We start from the raw sequence: 16200 nt of genomic DNA, 5'->3' as shown, positions 1-16200 counted from the left end.
GACGCAGCAAACCACGCCGCCGGGCGCCCCTTGGGGCGCCCGGTGCGTTTCTGGGACCGGGCTTTCGCCCAATTTCGTCCCTCGTTTTCCATTTCCAAACTGCCAATGGCCCGGTGAGGGACCGACGGCGCCGCATGTCCATCCGATCGTGACGCCTCCAGCCCTCCGCTGAACGCACATCAACCGTGCCGCGGATTTTTCCACCCGTTACGGCGCGCCTTCGCCAGCTTCGCAGTTCGCAGCGTTCTGCACGCGCCCACCCTTGTCGCCCGCCGATTCCCGTTTTGCGGCCTGCATACCTTCCGTGACGGGACGAAACATCCATTTACTTTTATTTACAGCACGCTTTCGCAGTGCGGCATACCGTACAAGTATGCAAACAAGCCCCGACTGGCTTGTCGGGAGTTGATCATGAGGCCAATGTCACTGCGTGTCTGCGGCATGGTCGCTTCGGTGATTGCCGCGACTGCGTTCGCGCAGCAACGCCCGCAGCAGGGCTGGAACTGGCGGCCGGAACAGCCGGCCACGCTTCAGGCGTGGCAACAGACGGAAGCGCGCAATCAGGGGTTCACGCCGCCTTCGCCGCGTGGGGATTTGCGCGGCGATATCGCCAGTAACGTTCGCGCGCGGCCCGACGGGCAGCGAGACGAGGCCGTGCAACGGCGGGCACCGGACGCGCACTGAAAACCGCGCCGCGAGCAGCGGATTGCCTTGCCGTCGCCGGCGCAGCAAAAGTGGCGCAGCGGAAAGATCTGCGAAATCGGGAACCACCTGCAGGGTCGCCAGTCTCACAAATGCCATAAGCACAGCGTGGCAGAAGTAATTCCGGTACGCCCGTATCCTCGCGATACGGGCTTTTTTTCGTCCAATGTTTCTGCAGAGCCAATCGGCGCGGATGCCGCGCGACGCCGCCCGGCATGCGTAAAGAAAGGGTTAAAACGCGGAAATGGCGGCGACATGCCCTCGACGCGCCTCGCACGACGCGTTTTCCGCGCGCCGCACTGTCATGGTGAGCGCGCGTCCTGCAAGAGCCCGTCGTCTAGACGGCAGCTGCCCTCTCTCCGGCGACCGCGCCGGCAAAAACGTAGTTGCGCATGCGGCGCGAATCCCAGTCGAGCGAACGCTCGTCGCGGGCGAGCCGCGCAAATTCGGAGCGGCCACGTTCGGTCAGCACCGCGATGTCCACGGGAGCATGGAAACCCGGCGCGGGAGCGACCGTCCTTTGACGAACGGTGTCCATCATGCCAAGCGAACGCAGATATTCGAAAACGCCTGGGCGCTTGGCCCATGGCACCTGACGGTATTGCGCCCGTCGCAGCGCCTCAAGTACGGCTTCGTTGGAATAAGTGGTCATCTCACTTCTTTCTTTAAGTGCAGCCATGACTTATTTGTTCGCGACACAATGGCGCATCTGTCGACACGCGCATCGCGGATGGCCGGAGATTTCCCCCGTAGGTCCGCGATTCCGGCATTGGCCGCCGTTTTTTTCGGTCCCCGTGTGAACGCCGTGCTAGCGTTCTGCTTCCGACTGGCGGCGATGCGACCGTATCGGCGCGATGGCCCGCGGGTGGAAATGTCCGAATACCATACGTTACCCCAATAAAATTGATTCTCTTAACTTTATTGCTGCTTTTTTTTGCAGCTTTCGTGCTGCTGCGCAGCGCGCGCACGATAATCGGCGCGGCAGCGATTGCGTTCTACTGGGCGCTCGGCTCGGGCTGGCTGGCCCAGCCACTGCTCGACCTCACCCAGCGTGGCGCGCCACCCGGCGGGCAGACGGTTGCCCCCGCAACATACGCGCCCCATACGGCGATCGTGCTGCTCGGCACGGGCACCATCAATGACCATGACGGCAAGCTCGTTCCGCCCAAGGACGCCTACGCCCGCATCGACAAGAGCGCCGACCTCTACGCCCGCTGCAAGCAGGTCAGTCCCGTTTGTCACGTGATCGTAAGCGGCGGCAATCCGCAGGAGCACGAGGCGACGGAAGCCGACACCTATCTGCCCTACCTGCTGCGCGACCGGGTGCAACGCGGCGACATCATCCTCGAGAACCACAGCCTGACGACCTACGAAAATGCACGCAACGTCCTAGCGATTCTGCACGACGGATATTACGGTTCGTTGATTCTCGTCACATCCGCCTATCACATGCCAAGGGCGCTGCTCAACTTTCACCGCTTCGGGATGCAGCCGCTGCCTGTCGTGTCGAACACCCGTCACGCGAAACTCGGCTTCTTGCCACGCGGCGAAAACCTCTTCGACGCGGAAATCGCGCTGCACGAGCTGATCGGCCTTGCGCAGTTTCATGTCTACCAGGAGATCGGCTGGTTCTGATCGCGGGCAACCGGCAAGGGCGCAGCGATTTGCTTAGCTATGCGATGGAATTTTTCAAGCACATTGAAAAATCGTCGGCGCAACGCCCGAGCGGGAAAATCTGACTTCTCGAGACGACTGCGGCGAACAGAAGCACAATACGTTTCATGCGCAATGGCTTCTGGGAAGCGGCTCCGTGACGACGGCGCACCAATGTAACGAAACGTAACCATCTGTGAATTCTGTTACAGACAATACTCTGGATCAAACATTGCTGGCTAGAATGCACTGTCGTTCCAACGGACAGCCATACTCGGGTCCACAACCACTCTCTACGGAGGCAGCGATGAAGAAAGTGTCCCTGGCAATCCTGGTTTCCCTTTCGGCACTGACGGGCGCGGCGTACGCGCAGCAGGACCAGGGGGTGACGATGAGCACCGACCCGGCGAAGGCCGCCGACGTCGAACAGCGCGCGCAAGAATTGCAGTCGAAGCAGCAGGCAATGGAAAGCGCGCCGCCTGCGCCGATGATGAAGCATCACAAGGGCTCGATGCATCACAAGAAGCAGGCTGCGCCGGCACAGTAAGCCGTCGCAGCAAGCCGGCGCAGCGGGCCCTCGCAGTTAGGCCCTATGCGCCGCTGCGCACGGCAATTGCGTGACGGCGGACGTGTCGTGCGCCTGCTGTAGTCGCTCGATGCAAAAGCTCGAACAGAAGCCGAAGCCGTCCCGCACGGCCTCGGCTTTTTCATTGCTCCAGCGCGTTTTCCGCGAGCGGCTGACCGCGCAGCGCGTGTCGCGGGATCTGCGCTGACGGTATGCTAAAGTCGCGCACCGAAGAACCCACCCAACCCGTGCGCACCCTGGTGCGGAGGACAGAATGAGCAACATCCAGCTGGACATCGAATGGACTGAAGCAGCATCCCGCAAGATCGAAAAACTCATGCCGCGCGGCAGTCAGGAGGCATTCCTTGCGCTGCCGCCCGTCGAATGTCTGCCGATGGAAGGCGATGTGCTGTTTCTCGGACCGGCCGGCAAGCAGCAGCCGTTCATCGTCGCGGAACGTCAGTATCATCACGACGGCGACGCCGACTGGACTATCATCCTGATCCTCGACGTGCCGCATTCGACGCATTGATCGCAAGAAGCCTCATGCGCGCGCCGGCGGAGATGGCATCGTCAGCATGAAGGCCGTGTGAGCCGACGCGAAGCGCACGAAAACGAAATGCGCATGGAGAAGCCGCAAGCGCCCACGGTGCTGCTAACGCCTGCATGCTCGAGCCCGGAAAAGGCATTGCCGGGCTTTTCTTTTTCGGCTTCGCCCGCTGCCCTTGCGCTTCACGCGATCTTCGACACGATGCGCAACTCCGCGTACTCGATCCATTCCGCCGACGCCTTCCTATACGCCTCGATATGCGCGGACTTCGCGTGCGCAGCAAGCGCCTCTTCGCTTTCCCATCGCTCGAAGAAGATGAAGCGGCGCGGCTCGCGCAGATCGCGGTGCAAGTCGTACTGCAATGCGCCGCGCTCTTTGCGCGTCGGCCCGACGATACCTTCGAGCGCCTTGCGCAACTGCTCCTCGTGCCCCGGCTTCGCCACCGAGATCGCCACCACCGCGATTTCCGACATGCTGGACTCCACTTTTGAGAAATCAGCAGCATAACGCCGCTGCCATAAATGCACCGTTTGTCCGCGCCAACATCAAGACGAAACCGCACAGACTCTCACTCCGTCTGTGATTACCCGAACATTCATTACGCATGCGAACTGCTAGACTGATTCGACGAACTGGACTGCATCTGAGCTGCACAACTGAGCGGAGTCGCGCGTGACGGGCATTGATCCGACTGCCTTCGGGCCCGACCTCCATTGCGCCGACGTTACGCATGCCTGCCGCGGACATGTCGCCTCGTCCGGGCGCGCGCCGCACGCTGCATAGGACAAATCTGCCGTCATGCCAAACGTCGACGATACGACGCTCCCTGGCCTCCTGCAGCATATGGTGCAGGACGATGCCGGATGGGCCGCGCCGTGGCGAACCATTACGTTGCGCAGCGTCTTTCAGCCGGTCATCTCGGTGACACATCAGCGCGTCGTCGGCTATGAAGCACTGCTGCGCGCCTTCGATCCCGTCGGCCACCCGATCTCGCCCGCCGTGCTGTTTTCGGGCACACGCTCGACGGCCGATGCGCGCGCGCTCGACCGGCTCGCGCGCTGTCTGCATGTCGCGAACTTCATGGCGCAAGGCATCGAGACGGGCTGGCTGTTCCTCAACACGCGTCCGCAGGTGTTCGAGACGGGCTGGCCGCAGCGCCCGTTCATCGACGAACTGTCCGAGCATTTCGGACTGCCGCAGGAACGCATCGTGATCGAAGTGCTCGAACAGCCCGCCGACGACGAGTCCGCGGTCGCCAGCATGCTCGCGGCATCGCAGCCGCGTGAGTTCCTGATCGCGATCGACGACTTCGGCACGGGCTTTTCGAACTTCGATCGCGTGTGGCGCTTCAGGCCGGACATCGTGAAGCTCGACCGCTCGCTCGTTGCGCGCGCGGGCCGCCAGGACAACGACAATTCGCTGATCGGCCATCTGATCAACATGCTGCATCAGTCGGGCACGCTGGTACTGGCCGAAGGCGTCGAGACGGAAGACGAACTGATGACGCTGATGCAGGCCGACGTCGATTTCGTCCAGGGTTACTGGTTCGGTCATCCGAAAGCGTCGATACAGGCGGCGAACGCGCGCGTGCCCGAACTGATCGATGAGATGTGGCAGCGCTTCGCGAGCTTCGAGCGCACGCACTCGCGCTATCAGCGCCCGGGTTTCGAGGGTTTCACGGAAGCGGTGCTCGCCGGCGCGAACGTGTACATGCAGACGGGCGATCTCGCGCAGGCGGCGCAACCCGTTTTCCTCGTGCCCGACGCGCGCCGCGTATTCGTGCTGAGCGATCGTGGCGAACAGCTGGAGCCGTCGTTCGCTGCTTGCGGCACGCCCCCTCCGCCGGCGCGGCTTGCGCCCCTCGTGCCCGACACGCGCAACAACTGGTCGCGGCGCGCCTACTTCAAGCATGCACTCGCCGCGCCGGGACGCGTCGCGATGATGGGGCCGCACTGCTCGCTGATGGATGGCCGGGATTGCTACACAGCCGCCGTGACCGTCGAGCGCGACGGCGTCACGCGCGTGTTCTGCGTCGACTTTCTGCCCGAGCTGCGCAACGCGAGTCCTGTCTGAAGGATCGGCAGGTTCCACCACGCGGTTTTCAACGGCGAGACTCGTCGCGCGCAAGTTGCGCGCTGCGGGCCATGCGCTGCAATTGTGCTATTCCTGCTCGATGCGTCGCCTTGCGGCCTTTACATCGCCGCGCTTCGCCTTGCTCTCCAGCCGGCGCTCCTTCGATGCGCGCGTCGGCCGCGTCGCGACGCGCGCCTTGCGGGTGACGCTGACGCTGTCGATCAGCGCATCGAGCCGCGCGAGCGCCGCCGCGCGGTTCATTTCCTGAGTCCGGTATTCCTGCGCCTTGATGATGACGACGCCATCGCGCGTTAGCCGATGGTCCTGCAACGCAAGCAGACGCATCTTCAGCACGTCGGGCAGCGACGACGCGCGCACGTCGAAGCGCAGATGGATTGCGCTCGACACCTTATTGACGTTCTGCCCGCCCGCGCCCTGCGCGCGCACGGCCGTCAGTTCGATTTCGTTCGGCGGGATCGGATAGCGTGAAGTCATGTCAAATGGTCGGACGATGCAAAATAAGAGTACCGGCTATGCTGTATCGTGTACCGGCTACGCCGTATCAGACGAAACCGCATGCGCCGCGCGGCATGCACACTCGCTGTACGCGCGGCTCATTTGCTTCAATTCGCCGATCTCGCCAATACTGACATCTCTAGCTCATAGGCCAATCATCGTGATGAAGATGCGCCCCGCGCAGATGCTGGAACTGGCGGTCAACCTGCTGTTGCCCTGGATCACGTATCGTCTCGCGCAGCCGTACTGGGGCGAGACGGGTGGCCTGATCGCATCCGCCGTGCCGCCCGTCATCTGGAGCGTCATCGAACTCGTGCGCTTTCGGCGCGTCGATGCGCTTGCCCTGATGGTGCTGCTCGGCATCGTGCTGTCGATCGGCGCGATGGCGCTCGGCGGCGACTCGCGCGTGCTGCTGATGCGCGAATCGCTGGTGTCGGGCGCGATCGGCGCGGCGTTCCTGCTGTCGCTGCTGCTGCGCCGGCCGATCATCTTCTACCTGACGCGCGCCTTCGTGGCCCGCGAGATGACGAACGGCGCCGCGCACGTCGACATGCTGTGGCGCGAGCAACCCGCTTTCGCTCGCGCGCTGCGGGTGCTGACGGTCACATGGGGCGTCGGCCTCATCAGCGAAACCGCGCTGCGCATCTGGATGGCGTGGCACTGGCCGATCGAACGGGTGCTGATGGTGTCGCCCGTCGTCGGCTATGGGATCTTCGGCGGCCTGATGGTCTGGACGTTCTGGTATCGGCGCACGATGCGCGACCTCGCCGGACAGGCGCCGGAAACAGAAGCACAACCTTCGCGCGGGACGGCCGCGAACTGAGCGGCCGTCTGCTGCACGCCTTATTTGCTTCGCGGCATCCTTGTTTGCTTTGTCGCTTCCACGTCTGCCTCGCGCGTTCCTCGTTTTCCTCGCGTTTTCCTCGTTTGCTTCGCACGTTCCTCGTCTTCTTTGCGCTGTTCGTATTCCTCACGCCTTCCAAGTTTCGAATCAGCAACCGCCTTCTTGCGCCGCTTCGGCGATCCGCGCAGCGAGTCCCGAGTCGCGCTGCGTCGGCGTTGCGATTGCGCGCATCAGCACCGCCCGCGAGCCGATCACCTCGACCCGCTCGCGCGCCCGCGTGATCGCCGTATAGACGAGCTCCCGCGACAGCACGCGGCTGAACGTCGAAGGCAGCATCAGCACCGCATGGTCAAACTCCGACCCCTGCGACTTGTGAACCGTCAGCGCGAACGCGGTATCGTGCGGCGGCAGTGCGGCGGGCGACACCGCGCGCAAGCTGCCATCCGCGCCACGAAAATACACGCGCAGCGAGCCGTCCGCGCCCGGCAGCGCGATGCCGATATCGCCATTGAAGAGACCCAGCGCGTAGTCGTTGCGCGTGACCATAATGGGCCGGCCCGCGAACCACTGCGCGCCCGCGGTCAGCGGCACGCGCGCGGCACGGCGCACTTGCGCCGCCATCGCGGCATTCATCTGATCGACGCCGCGCGCCCCGAGACGCGTCGCGCACAGGATGCGAAAGCGGTTGAGCGCGTCGAACAGCGCAAGCGGCTGCGGCGCCATGCCGGATGCCGCTTCGCCGAGCGTCGCCGCGAGCGCGTCGGCATACGGCGCGAAACCGGCGGCAAGCCGCTGGATCGTGCGCTCCGAAGCCGCCGCGTCCGTGTCCACGTGGAATGCCGCCGCGCAATGCCCGACGGGATCGGTCTCCAGCACGTCGAGCGCGGCCTGCGCGTCGCCGCGGCGGATCGCGACAGACAACCGGCCGATCGCCGACTCCAGCCCGAAGCGATAGTTGCGCTCCAGCCAGACGACGCAATCGGCTAGCGGCGCGGGCTGCGATTGCGCGATTGCCTCCGACGGCGCGCCGAATAGATCGTCAATGAACGGCGGCGCATCGTTTGGCGAAGTTTCGCGGCTGGGGGCCGGCAACGCCGCGCGCAGCCGGCTTTCGTCGATGCCCAGGGCTGCCGCAATCACACCGACGCCTTCTTCGCTGAACGCCGGCTGCGCGCTCAGCTCGGCGAACACGGCGCCCGCCTCGACAGCCGCCAATTGATCCTTGTCGCCGAGCATCACGAGATGCGTCTCTTGTGCGAGCGCATCGAACAGATGCGTGGCCATCGCGACGTCGATCATCGACGCCTCGTCGATCACGATCACGTCATAAGGCAGCGGGTTGTCGCGATGATGCCTGAAGCGCCCGTCCGGCCCGGTGCCCAGCAGGCGATGTAGCGTGAACGACGTTTGCGGCAGACGCACGGCAAGCTCCGGCGGCAGCGAGCCCGCGCGCGCGAGCAGCGCTTCCTGCATGCGCTGCGCGGCCTTGCCCGTCGGCGCGGCGAGCGCGATGCGCAGATCGGCGCGCGCATCCAGCAGACACGCAAGCACGCCGACGACGGTCGTGGTCTTCCCCGTTCCCGGCCCGCCGCTGACGATCGTGAGCCGCCCGGATAGCGCCATCACGGCGGCCACGCGCTGCCAGTCGATCTCGTTGTCCCGAGGCTCTCCGAAATAACGCAGCAGCCTTTCGCGCAACGCGTGTGGCGACGCGCTGCGCGAAACGGGATCCGCTTGCTGTGTCTCGCCGCGCGGCGCGTGCGCATGGTCGACGAGCGACTGCGCGAGCCGCCGCTCGTAATCGTAGTAACGCGCGAGATAAAGCCGCCCTTGCCCATCGACGACGAGCGGCCGCAATGCCTGCGCCGTCTCTTTGCCGTCGCTTGCGACACCGCTTGCAAGCAGCGCGGCGCGCACATCGTCGGCGCGCGCATCGTAGCGCTGCGCAAGCTCGTCGAGCGACACGCACACGTGCCCTTCCGACGTCGCGCGGCTCGCGGCGAATGCGGCGCGCGCGGCCCAGCGCACGCCGTCCGCTGGCGCGCGACCGCGCTGCGCTAACGCGCTCACCCGCCGCGCGAAACCTTCGGCGAGCGCCGTGCTGAAATCCGCGGGCGCGGGCACGTTCACTTCGACGTCGGGCAATGGCTGATCGAATGTGCTCATGCCGTGCCTCCGTCCATCAATGCGTCGAGCGCGGCGACGAGCGCGTACTCTGGCCGTCGCGCATGCACGCCCGCCGCGTGGTCCGCGCCGCGCCACGACGGACGCACGCCGCGCACGAACAGATACAGATAGCCGCCGATATGCTTGTCGTACTCATAGCCGGCGAGCCGCACACGCAGATACCGATGCAGCGCGACGACATAAAGCAGCGCCTGCAGGTGATAGGCGTGACTCGTCATCGCTTCGTCGAGCGGCGCGGCGGCGTAGTCTTCGCACGTATCGCCGAGATGGTTCGACTTCCAGTCGATCACCCAGTAGCGCCCCTGATGCTCGACGATCATGTCGATGAACCCCTTCACGTAGCCGCGCAGCATGCCGGGCTCCAGCGCGACATCGGGAAAGCCGTGCCCGGCGAGCAGCGCGCGCAGCGCCGGAAAATCCAGCGATGCCGCCGAAAACAGAAACTCCAGTTCGTTGAGCCGGCGCTTCGGATCCAGTGCCGCGAGCGTCATGCCCGGCACGAGTTGCGTGCTCACGACGTCGCCGAGCAGGCGATGCATCATCGCGGGCAACCGTTGCGCGAGTTCGGGCGCGGCGGGCGCGGGCCGCTCATGTAGCGCGCGTTCGATCGCATGCGCCCATGTGCTGCGATCAGTGAAATCCGCAAGTTCGAACATGCGGTGCAGACATTCGCCCGCCGCCGCGCCGCGCGGGAACGCGAGGATATCGTCGGGCGCGAGCTCGACGGGAGCCGGTGCGGCATCGAATGCGCTTGCATGCAACGGTGCTGGAACATCGGCCAGTTCGTCGTGATCGGGACGCGCCTCGTCGTTCGCCGCCGACGTTTCTTCGGCGCGCGAACCGGCGACGATCAGCGAACTGAAACTCGCCATGCGCCACGCGTCGCGCAGCGTGCGCCGGTTCGTGCGCGCGCGCATCAGCGCTGTGCCGTCGGCGATGCTTTCCAGCGGCACGCGCCGCCCAACGGCAGGCAGCGCGCCGACGGCAACCGGCCCGCCCCCGAGCGCCTGCCAATGCTGATAGATCGCGCCTTCGTCGAGCGGCTTCGTCAGCCATTCGTCGAAATCGCGTCCGCTGCCCGCGACGAGCCAGTTCAGCACACTGCGCGCCGATTCCTTCGACGAGTTGTGCGACAGATACGTGCCCGCCACCAGGTAGCAGCGATACACGGCGCGCGTCAACGCGACATAGACGAGGCGCGCGCGCTCGGCCGCCTGCTCGCGCGTGGCCTGGCGGCTCGCAAAGTCCTTCTGCTCGTCATCGCAGCCGTAGTGAAGCACGGCCGCGCCGTCGTCCGCGTGATATTCGCGCGCATCGGGCAAGCCCGACGACGGTGGCTCGCGCATGCCGCCGTCGTTGAGAAACGGACAGAACACGACCGCGTATTCGAGACCCTTCGACTTGTGCACGGTGACGATCTGCACGAGATTGCGGTCCGATTCGAGCCGCAATTGCGCCTCCTCGCCGCCTCCTGCACCACCCGCGCGCTGGGCGGCCAGCCAGCGCAATGTCGGCGCGATGCCCGGCTGCATCGCGGCGCGCGCCTGCACGAGTTCGGCGAGATGGTTGACGTTGGTGAGCCGCCGCTCGCCTTCCACGCCCGCGACGAGGCGCTGCGCGACGTTCAGTTCGCGCATCAGCGTGCGCCACATCACGGCGAAGCCGCGCTCGTGCCACAACATCCGGTAGCGCGAAAAGCGCTCGACCCAGCTCATCGCATCGACGGATTGCGCGGCATCGCCCGACGCGCCGTCGTCGAGATGCTCGAGTCGCCATAGCGAAGCAGCGTCGAGCCCGGACCAGTCCGTCGCGAGCGCGGCGCGCAGCCGGCGCAGGTCGCCGGGCGTATCGACGGCGGCCAGCACGCGTTCGATCTGCTCCGCGTCGAGCGATTCGAACACGGACGCCTGCGCCAGTTCGACGCTGCCCACGCCCCACGCGGACAGCTCGCGCTTGATCAGACTGCCCTGCTTGTGGGTCTGCACGAGCACCGCGATATTGCCGGGCGCGAGCGGCTTGTCGCCGATCGTCACGCTGCCGTCGCGCGCGCCGCGCAACAGACGCACGATCTCCGCCGCGCACGCCTCGCTCGCCGCGCGCTGCGCGTCGCGCCTGGTTCGCGCTGCATCGCCCCGCGGCAGCATCCAGACGCGGAAATCGCCGTCATCGGGTCCGCCGCGATCGACGAACGGCGGCCGCTGACGCTCGCCCGCGCGCACCGGGTGATAGTCGAGCCCTTCGAGCACGAATGCCTGAGGATTCGCTTCGAAGAAGCGATTGCACGCGTCGACGATGGGCGCCGTCGAACGCTGGTTGACGGCGAGCGAATAGCGAGCCGAGGCCTGCGCGCGCGCCGCGAGATACGTGTGCAGATCGGCCGCGCGAAAACTGTAGATCGCCTGCTTCGGATCGCCGACGAGAAAGAGCGGTCCGGCGGGCGCGAAGATGCGATTGAAGATCGCGAACTGCAACGGGTCCGTATCCTGGAACTCGTCGATCAACGCAGCGGGATAGCGCGCGCGCAACGCGTCCGCGAGCCACACGTGCGTGGCGAGCGCGCGATGCAGGTTCGACAGCAGATCGTCGAAGGACACGACCCGCCGCGTGCGCTTTCGCGCCGCCAGTTCCTGCGGCGCATAGTCGAGCCACTTCTGCACAAGGCGAAGCCAGCGCGCGTGCTGAGCCGCTTCGGCTGCGACGGCGGCGGCCGCGAGTTCGTCGGCGGTAGCGAAGAACGGATGCGCGGGCGGCTCGAAATCCTTCTTCGTGCCCTTCGCCAGCGCGCTCGCCGTCAGCTTCAGCGCGGCTTTCGGCGGCGCGGCATGACAGTCGTCCTGCGCGAAGTAGTCGTTCCACGCGGCAATCGCGGCGGCGATGGCGTCGGGCTTGTGCGACGTCTGCTTCAGACGCGCCTGCGTCTCATCCAGCAGTCGCGCGACGTTGTCACGCTCGTCGCGCCACATTGCCCACGCTACGTCGAAGCGCCCGCGCGCATCATCCGACGCGTCCGTTTCCGGCTCGTCGATATCGTCTGTCTGGCCCCAGCGCAGCTGTGCGAGCGGCTTCTTCAGACGCCGCGCAAGCTGTTCATCGAGCGACGCGGGGCCCGCGCGCCTTTCGACCAGCCAGGCCGCGAACGAAGGATGCGCCCCTGCAACAGGTTCGACCTGCTCGCGCCAGAAATCAGCGGCGAGTTCGAAACGCAACGCGGCATCGTCGGCTTCCATTTCGAACGCAAACGGCATCGCCGCGGCAAACGGCGCTTCCTGCAACGCGCGCTGGCAGAATGCGTGAATCGTGTGAATCGCGGCCTGATCGAACGTGCGCAGCGCGCGGCGAACCACCTTTGCAGCCGCTTCGAGATCGACGCCGCGTGCTTCGGAAAGCGTCGTTTCGAAAAGCCGCGCGATGAAGGGATCGCCGCCATCGTCGCCTGTTTCGATCGCGCGCTGCACTTCGGCGAGACGGCCCCGAATGCGCTCATGCAGTTCCGCCGTCGCCGCCTTCGTAAAGGTCACGACAAGAATCTGATCGGCGCTCAGATTCTTCTCCAGCAACAGCCGCACGTACAGCGCGCAAATGTTCCATGTCTTACCCGTGCCCGCCGACGCCTCGATCTGGTTGACGCCATCCAGATCGCAGTCGAACACATCGAGTTCCTGCGCCGCGGCCGCATGCATCCAGGCTGCGCCGCTCATGATCGGCTCCTCAGATGCGCGACGAGCGGCTTGAATACGATCGACGCCAACGTGCCGAACGGCTCGTCGAGCGTCAGCGGCGTGCCTCGGAACGCGATGCGCAACGCGGCATCGTCGGATTCGGCGCGCACGCGGTCGCTTGCCCACGCGTTCTGCGCGACGGAGTCGCTGTCGCTGATCTTCGCCCACGCGCTCTTCGGAAAGAAGCGCAGCGGAAACGCGCGCCCTGCCCGGTATAGCGCGGCAAGCGGCGCAAGCTGATCGAGCGGCTGTTCGACGGGCGCGAGTTCGAACGACTCGCCACTCGCGTGCCACACGGTGCGCCTTGGGCCTTCGGGCAACGCCGCGCAATAGACGAGATGGGACAGCCAGGCGGACAGATAGTCGCGTGCGCTGGGTCTTGCGTAACGGAAAATGACTTGCCCCGTTTCAGTCAACAGATTGAGCGTGCCTTGCAGATGCAGCGAGCCTTCTGAGCGTTCGCGCAGTGGCTCGTCGAATGCGCCGAAGAGCGCGACGTCGCCCGTATCGGGCCAGCGCGCGTCGATGTTGAGCGCAAACGGCAAGCGCGTGACACCCGACGCCACCTCGCGCAGCACACGCTCGGCGAGCCCCCGCAACGCCGACAGCTCGCGCGCGCGCCAGACTGCGCCCGTCGCGCCGCCAGGCAGTTCGGGACTCGCTTCGGCGACCCGGCGCACGCGCGCCAATGCATCGTCGCCGGCACTCGCGTCGAGCAGCGCGGGCAGCAGCCGTTCGGCGAGCGCATCGCGGCCCGCGAAGTCGAGTTCGAACGGTTCCATGTCGAGCAGTTCGCCTTGCGCATCGGAGAGCACGATGCCGAGACGGTCGTGCAACAACGCGCGCGCCGGATGCCGCCAGAAGCGCTGGAAGTCGTCGAACGCGACAGGCCGGTTGCGTTCGTCCGGCGCGGCGGGCAGCGGCGCAGCGAAGAACGGCGGCGTCACGTCACGCGCCGGCGCAGCCAGCAGAGCGGCCAGTTCCGCGCGGTCGGGATCGTACGTGAACAGGCTGCTCTTTCCATTGTTCTTCGCATCGAAGTACTCGGACGCGAACGGCTGCAACGGATGATCGACGATGAACGCACGGCGCGCCGCGTCGAGATCGGCGGGCGAGGCATCCTCGTCGCACGACACGCGCGCGAGGTGATCGAGCAGTTCATCGACGAGCGCGGCGGGCGGCAACGGCGCGTTGTCGCGAATGCTACGCCCTGTGTACGCGATCAGCAGACGGTCTTGCGCGGCGAGCAGTAGATCGAGAAACAGATTGCGCTCGTCGTCGCGGCGTTGCCGGTCGCCCGCCTTGCCGAACTCGGCCATCAGGTCGAACTCGTCGGCGCGCGCGAGACTCGGCAACACACCGTCGTCCATGCCCAGCATGCAGACGATCCTGAACGGCAAGCCACGCAGACTCGTCAGCGATGAAAACGTCACGCTGCCCCACGGCACGCCGCCGCGTGCCGGGTCGTCGAGCGCTTCGGACAGCGCCGTGCGCACCACGGCCGCGGGCAGCGCGATGTCGCCGGCGCCCGCGCGCATCGCTTCGCTCATCTTGTCAATTGCGTCGCGCACGGTGGCCAGGGTGTCCGCAAAGTCGACGCCACCATCGAAGCAGCGGCCGAGCACTTCGAGCAGGAGCTGCGTCCACTCGGCGGGCGTCATGTCGTCGGCGCAACGGCGCGCGAACGCGTCGACGTCGTCGACGAAGCTCGCGAGACGTCCGAGCAGTTCCGCATCGGAGCCATCGGCGCCTTCGACGGGCAGCCACGCATCCACCGGCTCGCCGCCTTCGGGCATCGCGTAGCCGAGAAAGAGCCGCGTGAGCGCGTCGGCGAACGTGTGGCGCGCGACGGGAACGGCGCTGTCGGCAGGCGTGACGGGCGCGAGGCCGCGCCGCGCACCAGCCGCCGCGAGCCATTCCTGAATGTCTTCGAGCGCCGCTGCGTCGATGCCGTAGCGCGCGGCGATCGCATCGACGCGCAGCCATTCGATCAGCTCCGGTGCGCCGACATTGCGCTCGGGCAGCGCGAGCCAGTCGAGCAGCACGCGCGCAACAGGGTTCGCCTGCGAAGGCGGCAAACCCGTGACGCGATACGGAATGCGCCGTGTATCTCCCATCGGCGCCGTGCCGAATACGGAATCGATCAGCGGCCCGGCTGCGCCGAGATCAGGGAACGTGACGAGCACGTCCGAAGGCTGCAGATCGTCGAACTCGTCGAACCAGCCAAGCAGCCGGTCGTGCAGCACCTCGAGCTGCCGCGCGAGGCTATGACACACATGCACTTCGATGCCGCGCTCTTGCGGCTCCGGGTCGAGATCGCGCTCGCTGCGCAGATCGAGCATCGCGTTCTGCACGGCGGCGAGCCACGTGGGCGCGTCATTTTCGGCGAAGTACGAAGCCTCGCCCGATGCCGCGCTCTCGGTCAGTTCGTGCAGCATGTGCAGTTGCGCCTGCGTCTGCCGTCCCCATTCCGCGAGCAGCGGATGACCGACCTCCTGATAATCGAGCTGGCCCGCAACGTCGAGCGCTTGCACGCGACCTTCGCTGACGATATCGAACCAGAACTCGCGGCATGGATTCATCGCGTACAGCCGCACGTCGATCCAGCGCGACAGCTCGCGCAGCAACGCGATGTGCAGCGGCGGCATGGTCGGCAGCGCAAACACGCTGACGGACTCGGGCCAGTCGGCGTTCGCGATCGCCTCGAGATCGAGCGAGCGAACTTCGTCGAGGAAGCGATACGCGGGCGGCGTGGCGGCATCCGCGGAATGTGCGTCGCCTGCCACTTCGCCGAGCAGCGAGCGCCACAGCGCGGCCTGCCAGCGCTCGTCTTCACGCGCAGCAGGACTCGCGCCGATGAGGCGCGGGCCCGTATCGTCGGCCGCGCCGCCCGCGAAGATCGAGCCGCCCTTCTGCCATTGCAGCAGCCACTCGGGACGATAGGTCAGATAATGATCGAGCACCGTCGCGACGCGGCGCGCAAGTTCGTAACGCATCGGCGCATCGGCGGCGTCGAGATAGCTGCGCAGGCGCGGCGACGCGTTCCAGGGACGCGCTTCATCCGCGTCGCCAAGCAGACGGTAGCAGCGCCACACGAGCCGGTCAGGCGCGAAAGGCGAACGCTCCGGCACCTTCTTGATCACGCCGCCGATCTGCGTCCACAGCCATTGCGCGAGATAGCCGAAGTCGATGTTCGCGCACACGCCCCGACGCGCGGCAATGTCCAGTTCGAGCCGCCGCCGCACGGCCGCGCTCGGCACGATCACAGGCTGCGCGGTCCATGGACTCGACGGCGCCTGAGCGAGTCCGTCGAGCAGCGCATCGACGAGCACATCGTACCGGTTCGAATAGAAAAGCTGGAGCATAAAGCCTGTGCGAAGAAGCGGCTGCG

The 16200-nt window shown here is 65.9% G+C and carries 12 protein-coding genes; 6 read left to right on the top strand and 6 right to left on the bottom strand.

Going from position 1 to position 16200, the window contains the following annotated elements; translation table 11 throughout:
- Positions 1-411 precede the first annotated feature (411 nt).
- The gene (locus tag GCT13_RS23585; protein WP_152762154.1) at positions 412-684 is read left to right on the top strand and encodes a hypothetical protein; all 273 of its coding nucleotides are present in this window, start codon (positions 412-414) and stop codon (positions 682-684) included.
- 355 nt (positions 685-1039) lie between these two features.
- Here GCT13_RS23585 and GCT13_RS23580 read toward each other — a convergent pair whose 3' ends face one another.
- The gene (locus GCT13_RS23580) at positions 1040-1354 is read right to left on the bottom strand and encodes a hypothetical protein (protein WP_152762295.1); all 315 of its coding nucleotides are present in this window, start codon (positions 1352-1354) and stop codon (positions 1040-1042) included.
- Between the two features lie 251 nt (positions 1355-1605).
- Here GCT13_RS23580 and GCT13_RS23575 point away from each other — a divergent pair, with 251 nt between their 5' ends.
- From GCT13_RS23575 to GCT13_RS23565, 3 genes are all read left to right on the top strand, one after another.
- Positions 1606-2337 (top strand): YdcF family protein, encoded by a 732-nt coding sequence (locus tag GCT13_RS23575; protein ID WP_193727740.1) that lies wholly within the window; start codon positions 1606-1608, stop codon positions 2335-2337.
- A gap of 325 nt (positions 2338-2662) precedes the next feature.
- Positions 2663-2902 (top strand): hypothetical protein, encoded by a 240-nt coding sequence (locus tag GCT13_RS23570; protein ID WP_152762152.1) that lies wholly within the window; start codon positions 2663-2665, stop codon positions 2900-2902.
- 292 nt (positions 2903-3194) lie between these two features.
- Entirely contained in the window at positions 3195-3452 is a 258-nt protein-coding gene (locus GCT13_RS23565; protein ID WP_152762150.1) for a DNA-binding protein, read from the top strand.
- 200 nt (positions 3453-3652) lie between these two features.
- Here GCT13_RS23565 and GCT13_RS23560 read toward each other — a convergent pair whose 3' ends face one another.
- Positions 3653-3943 (bottom strand): putative quinol monooxygenase, encoded by a 291-nt coding sequence (locus GCT13_RS23560; protein ID WP_152762148.1) that lies wholly within the window; start codon positions 3941-3943, stop codon positions 3653-3655.
- A 325-nt stretch (positions 3944-4268) separates the two neighbouring features.
- Here GCT13_RS23560 and GCT13_RS23555 point away from each other — a divergent pair, with 325 nt between their 5' ends.
- Positions 4269-5543, top strand: coding sequence for an EAL domain-containing protein (locus tag GCT13_RS23555; protein WP_152762146.1), 1275 nt, complete (start codon positions 4269-4271; stop codon positions 5541-5543).
- A gap of 87 nt (positions 5544-5630) precedes the next feature.
- On the opposite strand, the gene arfB is transcribed toward GCT13_RS23555, so the two are convergent.
- Positions 5631-6038, bottom strand: coding sequence for an alternative ribosome rescue aminoacyl-tRNA hydrolase ArfB (gene arfB, locus GCT13_RS23550; protein WP_152762144.1), 408 nt, complete (start codon positions 6036-6038; stop codon positions 5631-5633).
- Between the two features lie 184 nt (positions 6039-6222).
- Here arfB and GCT13_RS23545 point away from each other — a divergent pair, with 184 nt between their 5' ends.
- The gene (locus GCT13_RS23545) at positions 6223-6882 is read left to right on the top strand and encodes a VC0807 family protein (RefSeq protein ID WP_152762291.1); all 660 of its coding nucleotides are present in this window, start codon (positions 6223-6225) and stop codon (positions 6880-6882) included.
- Between the two features lie 168 nt (positions 6883-7050).
- Here GCT13_RS23545 and recD read toward each other — a convergent pair whose 3' ends face one another.
- Genes recD through recC form a run of 3 tightly spaced genes read right to left on the bottom strand, consistent with a single transcriptional unit; the run spans position 7051 to position 16174 of the window.
- Positions 7051-9069 carry an exodeoxyribonuclease V subunit alpha gene (gene recD / locus GCT13_RS23540; RefSeq protein ID WP_152762142.1) on the bottom strand — a complete coding sequence of 673 codons (2019 nt, stop codon included), beginning with the start codon at positions 9067-9069 and terminating at the stop codon, positions 7051-7053.
- Positions 9066-12788: an exodeoxyribonuclease V subunit beta gene (gene recB / locus GCT13_RS23535; RefSeq protein ID WP_152762140.1), complete on the bottom strand. Its 3723-nt coding sequence runs from the start codon at positions 12786-12788 to the stop codon at positions 9066-9068. The genes recD and recB overlap by 4 nt, the downstream gene beginning before the upstream one ends.
- On the bottom strand, positions 12785-16174 hold the full coding sequence (recC, locus tag GCT13_RS23530; RefSeq protein WP_152762138.1) for an exodeoxyribonuclease V subunit gamma: 3390 nt from the start codon (positions 16172-16174) through the stop codon (positions 12785-12787). Before recC ends, recB begins: the two co-directional genes overlap by 4 nt.
- Between the last annotated feature and the right edge of the window lie 26 nt (positions 16175-16200).

Origin of the sequence: Paraburkholderia franconis (genome assembly GCF_009362735.1) — a bacterium.
GTDB lineage: Bacteria > Pseudomonadota > Gammaproteobacteria > Burkholderiales > Burkholderiaceae > Paraburkholderia > Paraburkholderia franconis.
This window is presented reverse-complemented; position numbering and strand designations above follow the sequence as displayed.

Bases quoted from the DNA above. Each gene is read 5' to 3' on its own strand.
- GCT13_RS23585 (WP_152762154.1), top strand. From the start codon at position 412: ATGAGGCCAATGTCACTGCGTGTCTGCGGCATGGTCGCTTCGGTGATT.
- GCT13_RS23580 (WP_152762295.1), bottom strand. From the start codon at position 1,354: ATGACCACTTATTCCAACGAAGCCGTACTTGAGGCGCTGCGACGGGCG.
- GCT13_RS23570 (WP_152762152.1), top strand. From the start codon at position 2,663: ATGAAGAAAGTGTCCCTGGCAATCCTGGTTTCCCTTTCGGCACTGACG.
- GCT13_RS23565 (WP_152762150.1), top strand. From the start codon at position 3,195: ATGAGCAACATCCAGCTGGACATCGAATGGACTGAAGCAGCATCCCGC.
- GCT13_RS23560 (WP_152762148.1), bottom strand. From the start codon at position 3,943: ATGTCGGAAATCGCGGTGGTGGCGATCTCGGTGGCGAAGCCGGGGCAC.
- GCT13_RS23555 (WP_152762146.1), top strand. From the start codon at position 4,269: ATGCCAAACGTCGACGATACGACGCTCCCTGGCCTCCTGCAGCATATG.
- arfB (WP_152762144.1), bottom strand. From the start codon at position 6,038: ATGACTTCACGCTATCCGATCCCGCCGAACGAAATCGAACTGACGGCC.
- GCT13_RS23545 (WP_152762291.1), top strand. From the start codon at position 6,223: ATGAAGATGCGCCCCGCGCAGATGCTGGAACTGGCGGTCAACCTGCTG.
- recD (WP_152762142.1), bottom strand. From the start codon at position 9,069: ATGAGCACATTCGATCAGCCATTGCCCGACGTCGAAGTGAACGTGCCC.
- recB (WP_152762140.1), bottom strand. From the start codon at position 12,788: ATGAGCGGCGCAGCCTGGATGCATGCGGCCGCGGCGCAGGAACTCGAT.
- recC (WP_152762138.1), bottom strand. From the start codon at position 16,174: ATGCTCCAGCTTTTCTATTCGAACCGGTACGATGTGCTCGTCGATGCG.